This is a genomic window from Streptomyces sp. NPDC004667 (assembly GCF_040609475.1).
GTDB lineage: Bacteria > Actinomycetota > Actinomycetes > Streptomycetales > Streptomycetaceae > Streptomyces.
The window spans coordinates 22,576-35,014 of record NZ_JBEXKC010000078.1; the positions used below are offsets into that span (position 1 = coordinate 22,576).

Here is a 12,439-nt window from a genome sequence, read left to right on the forward strand (position 1 = left end):
ATCAGGCCCCTGTCTTGCCGAGGACTGTGGGCGCTTCGAGGTCCTTGTGGAGTTCGAGCTGGTTGCGCCGGTTGGGGATGAGGCCTTCGGGGCGCAGACGCATCAGGATGACGAGTGCGATGCCGAAGACGAGGAGCTGGTACTCGCCCAGGAACTGGAGCTTGTTGGGGATCATGAAGAGGAGGGCGCCGCCGACGAGGGGGCCGGAGATGGTGCCCATGCCGCCGAGGACGACTGCCGCGAGGAGGAAGGCGGAGTTCGGGGGGACGGCGTTGGCGAAGACGTACTGGTCCGGGGTGACGGTGTAGTTCACGTGGGCCTGTACGGCTCCGGCGAGGCCGGCGAGGGTGGCGCCGAGGGCGAAGGCGATGAGCTTGACGCGGAAGCCGTTGATGCCCATGGCTTCGGCGGCGGTCTCGTCCTCGCGGATGGCGACCCAGGCGCGGCCGATGCGGGATTCGGCGCTGCGGCGGAAGACCATGATCACGATGAGGGTGACCAGGAGCATCAGCAGGAAGTAGTTGGCGAAGCGGCCGACGGTGAATCCGGCGATGCTGTGGCTGGCGCCGAAGTCGAAGCCGAAGAGGTCGACGTTGGGGATGCCGGCGATGCCGTTGGGGCCGTTGGTGAGGTCGGGGCCGGAGACGCCGTCGAGGTTGTTCATCGAGATGCGGAAGATCTCTCCGAAGCCCAGGGTGACGATGGCGAGGTAGTCGCCGCGCAGGCGCAGGGTCGGGGCGCCGATGAGGACGCCGAAGACCATGGAGGCGACGGCGCCGAGGAGGATGGCGGCCCAGAAGGGGAAGTGCACTCCGAAGGGGGAGTTGGGGGAGCCGGAGACCAGGGCCGCGGTGTAGGCGCCGACACCGAGGAAGGCGACGTAGCCGAGGTCGAGGAGGCCGGTGAGGCCGACGACGATGTTCAGGCCGAGGGCGACGGTGGCGAAGATGAGGATGTTGACGCCGAGGGTCGCGTACTGGTCGTCGGTCTGGGTGAGGGGGAAGGCGGCGGCCGCGACGAAGGCGCCGACGAGGGCGACGTTGCGGTGCTTGGTGGTGAGTGCGGTGAAGCGGGCCACCAGGCCGGCCTTGTTGAGGGCGGTGAAGCCGAAGCCGGCGAGGATCAGGAAGCCGATGAAGAGTTCCTGGTAGGGGGTGGTGACGCCGTAGGTGAAGACGCCGAGGCCGACGGCGAGGACGGCGGTGATGATGAGGATTTCGGCGTAGGCCGGGAGGGCGCGGGCCGGCTTGGCGGTGCCGCCGGCGTGGGCGGCCTTGGTGACGGCCCAGCTGTTGCCGATGTTGTGCTTGGTCTGCTCCCACCAGGAGTCTTCGGGGTCCGCCGGGTCGGTGGCGGGGCGCTCGAAGGGGAGGGAGCGGGCGCCGAGGTAGGCGGCGAGCGCGGTGACGAGCGCGACGAACGCGCCGGGCTCCAGGTTGACCAGGCCGCCGAGGGTGTTGCTGATCGCCCAGGCGGTGTAGGCCATGGTGAGCAGGGTGCCGAGGGCGGAGAGCTTGATCGCGGCGTCGGCTCCGGCGGGAGTGAGCCAGCTCAGGCCCTTGATGCCGTAGGAGGAGAGGCCGAAGAGGGTGGTGAGGGCGCCGCCGACGAGGACGAGCCACTGGAGGCCGCCGGGGTACCCGTAGACGGTGAGGTCACCGGGGAAGGCGGAGGTCCAGGTCCAGGCGAGGAAGCAGGAGATGACGGTGAGGAGGCCGCCGCCGACCGCGAGGGCGCGGGCGGTCTTCTCGGGGAAGACGATTCCCTTGCGGCCGGTCTTCGCGGTCTGCTGCGTGGTGTCCGTGGTGGTAGTCGTCATGGTTCTCACGCCCTGTCGGCCACGCGCTCGCCCAGCAGACCCTGGGGTCGGAAGAGGAGCACGAGGATGAGGAGTACGAACGCCCAGGTGTTGCCCCAGGACTGGCCGCCGAGCTGGCTCATGCCGGGGACGTCGGCGATGTAGGCGGTGGTGAGCGTCTCGGCGAGGCCGAGGACGATGCCGCCGATCATGGCGCCGTAGATGTTCCCGATGCCGCCGAGGACGGCGGCGGTGAAGGCCTTGAGGCCGAGGATGAAGCCCATGCGGTAGTTGACTTCGCCGTACTTGAGGCCGTAGGCGACGGCTCCGACGGCGGCGAAGGTGGCGCCGAGGGCGAAGGCGACCGTGATGATGCGGTCGGTGTTGATGCCCATGAGCTTCGCGGTGTCGGGGTCCTGGGCGGTTGCCTGCATGCCGCGGCCGGTGCGGGTCTTCTTGACGAAGAAGCCGAGGAAGGCCATGGAGACGGGGGCGGCGAGGAGGAGGAAGACGTCACCGGTCTGGATGGTGATGCTGCCGATGTGGAAGGGGCCGCCGGGGATTTCGGGGAAGACGACGGAGGACTTCGCGTCGGGGTACCAGGCCCATACCGCCTGCTGGAGGACGATGGAGAGTCCGATGGCGGTGATGAGTGGTGCGAGGCGGGGTGCGCTGCGCAGGGGGCGGTAGGCGAAGCGTTCCGCGCCGACGGCTATGAGGGTGGCGACGATGATGGCGCCTATGAGCATGAGGGGCAGGGCCACCCACATGGTGGTGCCGCCGGGGAGCATCAGCCAGACCGTGAGGGCTCCGAACCCGCCGGTCATGAAGATCTCGCCGTGGGCGAAGTTGATGAGCTGGACGATGCCATAGACCATCGTGTAGCCGATGGCGACGAGCCCGTACATGGATCCCAGTAGCAGGCCGTTGACCAGCTGTTGCGGCAGTTCGTGCACCGCAGGTCCTCCGAGTCTTTCGACGGATGTGACACCGCGCGGGGCGCAATGGTGCGCGCCCCGCGCGGCAAAGATGAGGGGTGAGGGGCTAGCGAGCTAGCGTGCTAGCCGTTGGAGGTCAGCCGCCGTAGGTGCCGGACTCGACGGACTTCCACTCGCCGCCGTCGACCTTGTAGACGGTGAGCTGCTTGTTGGTGGCGTCGCCGAACTCGTCGAAGGAGACCTTGCCGGTCACGCCTTCGAAGGAGACGCCCTGGACGGCTTCGAGGACCTTGGCGCGGGCGTCGGAGGGGAGCTTGCCGTTGTTGGCGTCGACGACCTTCTTGACGGCCTCGATGACGGCCCAGGCGGAGTCGTAGGAGTAGCCGCCGTAGGCCGCGAACGGGTCCTTGTAGCCGGCCTTGGTGTAGTTGGCCACGAACTCCTTGGCGGAGGGCAGGCTTTCGACCGGGGCGCCGACGGAGGTGGAGAAGTCGCCGGTGGCGGCGTCGCCCGCGAGCTCGACGAACTTCTTGTCGTAGATGCCGTCACCGCCGACGAGCGGGATGTTGGCGCCGGAGGCCTTGATCTGCTTGCTGAGCGGGCCGGCCGCGGGGTACTCGCCGCCGTAGTAGACGACGTCGGCGCCGGAGCTCTTGACCTGGGTCACGATCGCCGAGAAGTCCTTGGACTCGGGGTCGATGTGGCCTTCGCCGGCGACCTGGCCGCCGAGCTTGGTGAACTCGCCCTTGAAGGTTCCGGCGAGGCCGGCGCCGTAGGTCTTCTTGTCATCGATGATGAAGACCTTCTTCTTGCCCGCCTTGTTGAAGAGGTACTGCGCCGCGAACGGGCCCTGGATGGCGTCCGTGGTGGCGGTGCGGAAGTAGCTCTTGTAGGTGCGGACCTTCTGGCCTTCGGCCCACTTGGGGCCCTGGGTCAGGGACGGGCTGGTGTTGGCCGGGGAGATCTGGGCCAGCTTGGCGTCGTCGAAGACCTTCTGCATGGACTCGGAGACCGAGGAGTTCAGCGGGCCGACGACGCCGAGGACGTCCTTGTCGGCGGTGAGCTTGGTGGCGTTCTGCTGGCCGGAGGAGGCCTGCGCCTGGTCGTCGAGGGCCTGGATCTTGAAGGTGACGCCCTTGACGTACTTCTTCTCGTTGGCCTGCTTGGCGGCGAGGTCGGCGGAGTTCTTGATGCCGAGGCCCAGCGCGGAGAGGTCGCCCGTCAGGGGGGCGTCGACGCCGATGACGACCGTGGTGTTGCCACCGTCGCCGGCGGTGCTGCCGCTGTCGCGGGAGCCGCAGGCGGTGAGGGTGAGGGCGCCCGCGGCGAGGGCGGCGGTTACGGCGATGAGCTGACGATGACGCACGATCAGTCCTTTCCTGGCGCCGCGTCCCCCGTGGGACGCGTCGAGTCGAACGCGGGGAACCGAACTGAATCGAATCCGGCGGTCGCGGTAACTGGCGGTGACTCTAGGCGGCTCTTCGGGGGATATGGAGGGCTGAGGCCAATGATGTGACTCTCTTGTTATGCCACGGCGTAATACATAGCGGATCTGTGCGGGTGGAACGGGGGAATTCAGGCCGGTTCGTCGCGTCCGCATAGTGAGACGGGTGAGGACCATAGAGCGGTTTTAGTCCTGTCACGCCAGGACCCTGGGGGGTTTTGGTCATGACGGCGCAGGTGCGCCGTCATCTCGGCCTTCGGGACAGGCCCTGGTCAGCGCGACGGAAAGATCTCGCGCATATCGGTCACCGGGGATGTAACTGTGATCCTCTTTCTGGGCTCCATTACTCAGGGTCACTTCCAGGAATGGCATGCCGGAATTCCGTGCCACATGCACGCAGTCTTTCGCCTGAATCGTCAGGACGAGCTCGCGGACTTCTCCCGCCGCGACCGTGACCGGCAGCCGTGGCCGGATCATCACGCTCAGCGCCCCCGACGGCTGGCCGATCCGCTCCACCGTGACGGCCGGCCCGGACGAGGTCCGCACACGCACAGTGAACGCGAACGCGGTTCCGGCCGGGGCCGGATCCAGGGGTTCCCCGTACGTCAGGGACAGTGCCTGGGAGGGGGGAGGCGGCGCCACGGGCGGGGGTGGCACGGGCCGGGTCGCGTACCAGCGGGCGGTGCCCGCGGCCAGTACGGCAGCGGCTCCCAGCGCCACCAGGACCCGCCGGTGGCGCGTCGCGGCCGTCCGGGTGCGGTCGAGCCACCGGCTCGTGGGCGTACGGGGCCCCGGGCGCGGGCCCTCGCGGCCGCTGGTGCCCTCCCCGGGCTCCACGGGCCCGATGCCGCCGCTCACCGCCGGGGCCCGCGGGCCGGGGCGCCCGCGCGGGGGCGTTCGGCGCGGCCGGGGAAGGGGGCGGCCGGGAGGGCCGTCGGTGTGCGTTTTCGCGCGGTCGTGGCGCGCGGCGGCGCCGGTCGCGATCCCATGCGGGAACGCTAGACCGGCGCCGGTGGCGGCACAACTGCCCGTATCGGACCTGTTGTTAAGAGTCCGTGTCGCGCAGCAGGCAGGTGAGGCGGGCGGTGCAGACGCGGCGGTCCTGTTCGTCGGAGATGACGATCTCGTAGGTGGCGGTGGAGCGGCCCCGGTGGACGGGGGTGGCCACGCCGGTGACCAGGCCGGAGCGGGCGCCGCGGTGGTGGGTGCAGTTCAGGTCCACGCCGACGGCGACCTTCTTGATGCCGCCGTGCATCATCGCGCCGACGGAGCCGAGGGTCTCGGCCAGGACGGCGGAGGCGCCGCCGTGCAGGAGTCCGTAGGGCTGGGTGTTGCCCTCGACGGGCATGGTGGCGACGACCCGCTCGGCGGAGGCCTCCAGGATGCGGATGTCCATCCGGATCCCGAGGGCGCCCGCCGAGAACAGTGCGGGCAGGTCTATGCCCAGGGCCGCGTACTCGTCGAGGACTTCCTGCGGGAACTTCACGGCGTGCTGCTCGCCCATGGGTCTGCTCCGTTCGTCAACGATCGTTAACCGATGTGTGCGGTGCCGTTCTATCAGGCCGGTTCGAAGCGCACGACGACGGACTTGCTGGCGGGTGTGTTGCTGGTGTCGGCGGTGGAGTCGAGGGGGACCAGGACGTTGGTCTCGGGGTAGTAGGCGGCGGCGCAGCCCCGGGCGGTGGGGTAGTGCACGACGCGGAAGCCGGGGGCGCGGCGTTCGACGCCGTCGTTCCACTCGCTGACGAGGTCGGTGTAGGAGCCGTCGGGCAGGTTCAGCTCGGCGGCGTCGTCGGGGTGGACCATGACGACGCGGCGGCCGCCGGTGATGCCGCGGTAGCGGTCGTCGAGGCCGTAGATGGTGGTGTTGTACTGGTCGTGGCTGCGCAGGGTCTGCAGGAGCAGGCGGCCGGCGGGGACGCGCGGGTACTCGACGGGGGCGGCGGTGAAGTTGGCCTTGCCGGTCTTGGTGGGGAAGCGGCGTTCGTCGCGGGGGGCGTGCGGCAGCCGGAAGCCGCCGGGGTGGGCGACGCGGGCGTTGAAGTCCTCGAAGCCGGGGATGACGCGGGCGATGCGGTCGCGGATGGCGGCGTAGTCGCGTTCGAACTCCTCCCAGGGGGTGGCGGAGGCGTCGCCGAGGACGGCGCGGGCCATGCGGGCGACGATGGCCGGCTCGGAGAGCAGCTGCGGGGAGGCGGGGGCGAGGTTGCCCCGGGAGGCGTGGACCATGCCCATGGAGTCCTCGACGGTGACGAACTGCTTGCCGGTGGCCTGGACGTCCTTGTCGGTGCGGCCGAGGGTGGGCAGGATCAGGGCGCGCCGGCCGGTGACCGCGTGGGAGCGGTTGAGCTTGGTGGAGACGTGGACGGTGAGGGAGGCGCGGCGGACGGCGGCCTCGGTGACGTCGGTGTCGGGGGTGGCGCCGACGAAGTTGCCGCCCATGGCGAAGAAGACCTTGGCCTCGCCGTCGCGCAGGGCCTGGATGGAGCGGACGACGTCGAAGCCGTGGGCGCGCGGCGAGGTGATGGCGAATTCGCGGTCGAGGGCGTCGAGGAAGGCGGGTGCGGGGCGTTCGAAGATCCCCATGGTGCGGTCGCCCTGGACGTTGGAGTGGCCGCGGACGGGGCAGACGCCGGCGCCGGGGCGGCCGATGTCGCCGCGGAGCAGGAGGAGGTTGACGACCTCGCGGATGGTGGCGACGGCGTGCTTGTGCTGGGTGAGGCCCATGGCCCAGCAGACGATGGTGCGCCGGGAGGCCAGGATCATGTCCAGGGCGCGTTCGATCTCGGGGCGGGTGAGGCCGGTGGCGGTGAGGGTCTCGTCCCAGTCGGCCTTGCGGGCGGCGGTGGCGAGTTCCTCGTAGCCGTGGGTGTGCTCGGCGATGAAGGCCTCGTCGGTGGCGCCCTCGGTCTCTATGACGAGCCTGTTGAGGAGCCGGAAGAGGGCCTGGTCCCCGCCGATGCGGATCTGGAGGAAGAGGTCGGTCAGGGCGGTGCCCTTGAGCATGCCGAGGGGGTTCTGGGGGTTCTTGAACCGTTCGGTGCCGGCCTCGGGCAGCGGGTTCACCGAGATGATCTTCGCGCCGGCGGTCTTGGCCTTCTCCAGGGCGGAGAGCATGCGCGGGTGGTTGGTGCCCGGGTTCTGTCCGGCGACGATGATCAGTTCGGCCTGGTGGAGGTCTTCGAGGGAGACGCTGCCCTTGCCGATGCCGATGGTCTCGTTCAGGGCGGAGCCGGAGGACTCGTGGCACATGTTCGAGCAGTCCGGCAGGTTGTTGGTGCCGAACTCGCGGGCGAAGAGCTGGAAGAGGAACGCCGCCTCGTTGCTGGTGCGGCCGGAGGTGTAGAAGACGGCCTCGTCGGGGGAGGACAGGGCGCGCAGTTCCTCGGCGATGACCTCGAAGGCCCGCTCCCAGCTCACCGGCTCGTAGCGGTCGCCGCCTTCGGGGAGGTACATCGGTTCGGTGATGCGGCCCTGCTGGCCCAGCCAGTACCCGGAGCGCGTCGCGAGGTCGGCGAGGGGGTGCTCGGCGAAGAACGCCGGGGTGACCCGGCGCAGCGTGGCCTCCTCGGCCACGGCCTTGGCGCCGTTCTCGCAGAACTCGGCGGTGTGCCGCTTGTCACCTTCGGGCCAGGCGCAGCCGGGGCAGTCGAAGCCGTCCTTCTGGTTGACCTTGAGGAGGGTGCGGGCGGTGCGGGCCAGGCCCATCTGCGCGTGCGCGATCTTGAGGGTGTGGCCGATCGCCGGGAGGCCGGCGGCCGCGTGCTGGGGCGGGGTGACCTGGGGTGCGTCCTGCACGGGGTCGCCTGTGGGCGGCTTGGTCGCCATCGCGCTCTCCTTCGAGCGTACGTACGGGTGCAGCACGTGCTGCCGCATCGCCAGATCCTTGCACGGCCGCGGGGGGAGGGGGAGGGCGGACCGGTGCTCCCCGCCGCCGGGACGGGTGCGCCGGGGGCGCCCGGTGGGGCGGGTACGCCCGGGGAGGAGGGGGTGACGCCCCGGCCGCCCGCGGGTCGGCCGCGGGACTCCCGGGGTGCGCCGCGCGGGTCCGTCGGGGCGGGGTCCCGCACCGGGCCTGTGGGCAGGAGCCACGGGCGGGTCCGTCGGGCCGGAGCCCGGGCCGGGCCTGTGGACAGGGCCTGTGGGCCGGGGTCCTGTGCCGGGTCCCCGGGCCGGCGCCCCTGGGCACTCGCCCGCCGGCCCGGGTTGGGCCGCCGGGGTGGGCCGCCGGAGTGGGTCCCGGGGGCGGTGCCCCGGGGCGGAGGCCGCGGACGGCGTCCGCGCCGGGAATGTCGGTGGGGAGCCATAGGATCGGGGCGTGGCAGATTCAGCATCGAAGAAGACCGACCAGCCGACCGCAGCGGACCGCCCCCGCCTGATGCTCATGGACGGGCACTCCCTGGCGTACCGGGCGTTCTTCGCGCTGCCCGCGGAGAACTTCACGACCGCGACGGGCCAGCCGACCAACGCCATCTACGGCTTCGCGTCGATGCTGGCGAACACGCTGCGCGACGAGGCGCCCACGCACTTCGCGGTGGCGTTCGACGTGTCCCGCAAGACGTGGCGCTCGACGGAGTTCCCCGAGTACAAGGCGAACCGTTCCAAGACCCCCGACGAGTTCAAGGGGCAGGTCGAGCTGATCGGCGAGCTGCTCGACGCGATGAAGGTGCCGCGGTTCGCGGTCGACGGCTTCGAGGCCGACGACGTGATCGCCACGCTCGCGACCCAGGCCGAGGCCGCGGGCTTCGACGTGCTGATCGTCACCGGCGACCGGGACTCCTTCCAGCTGGTGTCCGAGCGCACCACCGTGCTCTACCCGACCAAGGGCGTCTCCGAACTGACCCGCTTCACCCCGGAGAAGGTCGAGGAGAAGTACGGCCTCACCCCGCAGCAGTACCCGGACTTCGCGGCGCTGCGCGGCGACCCGTCCGACAACCTGCCCGGCATCCCGGGCGTCGGCGAGAAGACCGCCGCGAAGTGGATCACCCAGTTCGGGTCGTTCGCGGAGCTGGTGGAGCGCGCCGACGAGGTCAAGGGCAAGGCCGGGCAGAACTTCCGGGACCACCTGGAGGCCGTGAAGCTCAACCGGGTCCTGACCGAGATGGTCAAGGACGTGGAGCTGCCCCAGACCCCCGTCGACCTGGAGCGCGCCCCCTACGACCGGTCCGCGGTCACCGGGGTGCTGGACGTGCTGGAGATCCGCAACGCCTCGCTGCGCGAGCGGCTGCTGGCCGTGGACCCGGGCGCGGCCGAGGAGGAGGCCCCCGCTCCGGCGGCCGGCGTCGAGCTGGACGCGTCCGTGCTGGGCGCCGGCGAGCTCGCGCCGTGGCTCGCGGCCCACGCGGAGGGCCCCCTCGGCGTCTCCACCGTCGACAGCTGGGGCCTGGGCCAGGGCAACGTCTCCGAGATCGCGCTGGCCGCGGCCGGCGGGGCGGCGGCCTGGTTCGACCCGTCCGCCCTGGACGAGGCCGACGAGAAGGCCTTCGCCGCCTGGGCCGCCGACGCGGACCGCGCCAAGGTCGTGCACAACGCCAAGGGCCTGATGCGGGTCTTCCCGGAGCACGGCTGGACCCTGGCCGGCGTCACCATGGACACCGCGCTCGCCGCGTACCTGGTCAAGCCGGGCCGGCGGTCCTTCGCGCTGGACGTGCTGTCCGTCGAGTACCTGGGCCGCGAGCTCCAGCCCCCGGCCGCCGACGGCCAGCTGGCCTTCGGCGCCGACGAGACCGCCGAGGCCGACGCCCTGATGGCGCAGGCCCGCGCCGTCCTCGACCTCGGTGACGCCTTCACCGCGAAGCTGCCCGAGGTCGGCGCCGTCGAGCTGCTCCACGAGATGGAGCTGCCCACCTCGGAGCTGCTGGCCCGGCTGGAGCGGGCGGGCATCGCCGCCGACCGCGACCACCTGGAGGGCATGGAGCAGCAGTTCGCCGCGGCCGTGCAGCAGGCGGTGAAGGAGGCGCACGCGACGGTGGGTCACGAGTTCAACCTCGGCTCGCCCAAGCAGCTCCAGGAGGTGTTCTTCGGCGAGCTGGACCTGCCGAAGACGAAGAAGACGAAGACCGGCTACACCACGGACGCGGACGCGCTCGCCTGGCTGGCCACCCAGACCGACCACGAACTCCCGGTGATCATGCTCCGGCACCGGGAGCAGGCCAAGCTGCGCGTCACCGTGGAGGGCCTGGTCAAGGCGATCGCCGCCGACGGCCGGGTGCACACCAGCTTCAGCCAGACCGTCGCCGCGACCGGCCGGCTCTCCTCCACCGACCCCAACCTGCAGAACGTGCCGGTGCGCACCGACGAGGGCCGCGCCATCCGCCGCGGCTTCGTCGTCGGCGAGGGCTACGAGTCCCTGATGACGGCCGACTACAGCCAGATCGAGCTGCGCGTCATGGCCCACCTCTCCGAGGACGAGGGCCTCATCGAGGCGTTCCTGTCCGGCGAGGACCTGCACACCACCGTCGCCTCCCAGGTGTTCGGGGTGGAGCGCTCCGCCGTCGACGCCGAGATGCGCCGCAAGATCAAGGCCATGTCCTACGGTCTGGCGTACGGGCTGTCCGCCTTCGGTCTCGCCCAGCAGCTGAACATCGAGCCCGCCGAGGCGCGCGGTCTGATGGACACCTTCTTCGAGCGGTTCGGCGGAGTGCGCGACTACCTCCAGCGCGTGGTGGACGAGGCCCGGGCGACCGGGTACACGGCGACCGTGTTCGGGCGCCGCCGCTACCTGCCCGACCTCAACAGCGACAACCGCCAGCGCCGCGAGGCCGCCGAGCGGATGGCGCTCAACGCCCCCATCCAGGGCACCGCCGCCGACATCGTCAAGGTCGCCATGCTGCGCGTGGACAAGGCCCTCGCCGAGGCCGGGCTGACCTCGCGGATGCTGCTCCAGGTCCACGACGAAATCGTGCTGGAGATCGCCCCCGGCGAGCGCGAGCGGGTCGAGGAGCTGGTGCGCCGCGAGATGGCCGCCGCCGTCGAACTGCGGGCCCCGCTCGACGTGTCCGTGGGCGTCGGCGCGGACTGGGAGTCCGCCGCGCACTGACCCCGTCGTGGCCGCGTCGGCGCCCGTCCCCGCCTGGTCCGTCTAGGCGGTGGGGACGGGCGTCCGCGCGTCCGGGCCGGTGCGGTCGCCGTCCTCCCGGCCGCGGTCGCGGCGTTGCAGGAGGCGGACGAGGATCCCGTAGAGCAGCAGTCCGACGGCGAGGCCGCCGCCCGCGCCGAAGCAGACGGTCGGGATGATGTCGAGCGGGCTGCGGATCCGGTCGAAGAACGTGAAGAAGCGCAGCACCCGCAGCGTGACCCCCGCCGCCACGCACACGGCCACCAGCGCGGACGCCCACAGCGTCACCGCGCGGCCGAGCACCGGCACCGCCGCAGGCGCGGGCGCGGCCGGCAGCCGGCGCAGCGCGGTCGCGGTGAACCGGAGCAGGACGCCGGCGGCGATCGCCGAAGTGCCGTACTGGACGAAGGAGTAGAGGGGCAGGCCGAAGGCGAAGGGTTCGCCCAGCCTGGGCAGCGCGTTCGTCCCCCAGCGGTCCGGGTGCGTGAAGCTGTCCCACACCACGTGGGTGAGCGAGCCGGTCACCGCCGACAGGTAGAACCACAGGGCCAGCGCGGCCGGCCGGCGCTCCCGCCAGGACGCGCCGCGTACGAACGCGTACGCCCTGCCCCGCCAGGCCCGCGGCAGCAGAGCGATCAGCGGCTCGCGCAGCAGGAGCCAGTACCCGGCGAGGAGGGCCGTCAGGGCGGCGTCCACGGTGAGTACGCCCGGCAGGGAATGAGCGAAGGTGCCGTAGCCCATGAGGCCCTGGACGACGGCGTCCGCGAAGAAGAAGGTGTCCGGCGCGAAGGACCCCAGCACCAGGGCGGAGGCGACGAGCGGCCCCCGGGCCCGTCCGGTCCGTCGGATGGCCGGAAGTACTGCGGCCGCATGGCTGAGAGTGAACGGCATGACGCTTCTCCAGGGTCCTGTGCGTCGGGACAGTATGCGTGACCTGCGCAGGGACGTGGGGATCCGGTGAAATTCCGGGCCGCATTGCGTGCCGTGTGAAGGGAGGTGACGTAGGGTCACGCGGACGTCTAGGGGAGGGGTCCCGCTCATGTCGGCACGAATAGTCGGACGCGGCCTGCGCAGGGGCGCGGCCGCCGCTCTGGTCTCGGCACTGGTCGCCGCCGCGATGACGGCCTCGCAGGGCCCGGCCGCCGGGCTCGCGGACCGGCCGGCCGCAGCCGCGGAGGCGGCCGGCGCGCAGCCCGTCCCGG

The 12,439-nt window shown here is 71.2% G+C and carries 8 protein-coding genes; 1 reads left to right on the forward strand and 7 read right to left on the reverse strand.

Features of this window, described 5'->3' with window-relative positions:
- Position 1 precedes the first annotated feature (1 nt).
- The 6 genes from ABZW32_RS31510 to ABZW32_RS31535 all read right to left on the reverse strand — a co-directional run bounded on the left by ABZW32_RS31510 (position 2) and on the right by ABZW32_RS31535 (position 8,008).
- On the reverse strand, positions 2-1,828 hold the full coding sequence (locus ABZW32_RS31510) for a branched-chain amino acid ABC transporter permease (protein WP_356222484.1): 1,827 nt from the start codon (positions 1,826-1,828) through the stop codon (positions 2-4).
- The gene (locus tag ABZW32_RS31515; RefSeq protein ID WP_030237322.1) at positions 1,825-2,754 is read right to left on the reverse strand and encodes a branched-chain amino acid ABC transporter permease; all 930 of its coding nucleotides are present in this window, start codon (positions 2,752-2,754) and stop codon (positions 1,825-1,827) included. Before ABZW32_RS31515 ends, ABZW32_RS31510 begins: the two co-directional genes overlap by 4 nt.
- 118 nt (positions 2,755-2,872) lie before the next feature.
- Entirely contained in the window at positions 2,873-4,102 is a 1,230-nt protein-coding gene (locus ABZW32_RS31520; RefSeq protein WP_356222487.1) for a branched-chain amino acid ABC transporter substrate-binding protein, read from the reverse strand.
- Between the two features lie 300 nt (positions 4,103-4,402).
- On the reverse strand, positions 4,403-4,726 hold the full coding sequence (locus tag ABZW32_RS31525) for a hypothetical protein (protein WP_356222490.1): 324 nt from the start codon (positions 4,724-4,726) through the stop codon (positions 4,403-4,405).
- A gap of 499 nt (positions 4,727-5,225) precedes the next feature.
- The gene (locus ABZW32_RS31530; protein WP_356222493.1) at positions 5,226-5,684 is read right to left on the reverse strand and encodes a hotdog fold thioesterase; all 459 of its coding nucleotides are present in this window, start codon (positions 5,682-5,684) and stop codon (positions 5,226-5,228) included.
- Positions 5,685-5,737: 53 nt separating this feature from the next.
- The gene (locus tag ABZW32_RS31535; RefSeq protein WP_356222502.1) at positions 5,738-8,008 is read right to left on the reverse strand and encodes an FdhF/YdeP family oxidoreductase; all 2,271 of its coding nucleotides are present in this window, start codon (positions 8,006-8,008) and stop codon (positions 5,738-5,740) included.
- 490 nt (positions 8,009-8,498) lie between these two features.
- On the opposite strand from ABZW32_RS31535, the gene polA reads away from it, so the two are divergent.
- Positions 8,499-11,219, forward strand: a complete 2,721-nt coding sequence (polA, locus tag ABZW32_RS31540; protein WP_356222496.1) for a DNA polymerase I — start codon at positions 8,499-8,501, stop codon at positions 11,217-11,219.
- Positions 11,220-11,261: 42 nt separating this feature from the next.
- On the opposite strand, the gene ABZW32_RS31545 is transcribed toward polA, so the two are convergent.
- The gene (locus ABZW32_RS31545) at positions 11,262-12,128 is read right to left on the reverse strand and encodes a DUF4184 family protein (protein ID WP_356222499.1); all 867 of its coding nucleotides are present in this window, start codon (positions 12,126-12,128) and stop codon (positions 11,262-11,264) included.
- Between the last annotated feature and the right edge of the window lie 311 nt (positions 12,129-12,439).

Bases quoted from the DNA above. Each gene is read 5' to 3' on its own strand.
- ABZW32_RS31530 (WP_356222493.1), bottom strand. From the start codon at position 5,684: ATGGGCGAGCAGCACGCCGTGAAGTTCCCGCAGGAAGTCCTCGACGAG.
- ABZW32_RS31535 (WP_356222502.1), bottom strand. From the start codon at position 8,008: ATGGCGACCAAGCCGCCCACAGGCGACCCCGTGCAGGACGCACCCCAG.
- ABZW32_RS31545 (WP_356222499.1), bottom strand. From the start codon at position 12,128: ATGCCGTTCACTCTCAGCCATGCGGCCGCAGTACTTCCGGCCATCCGA.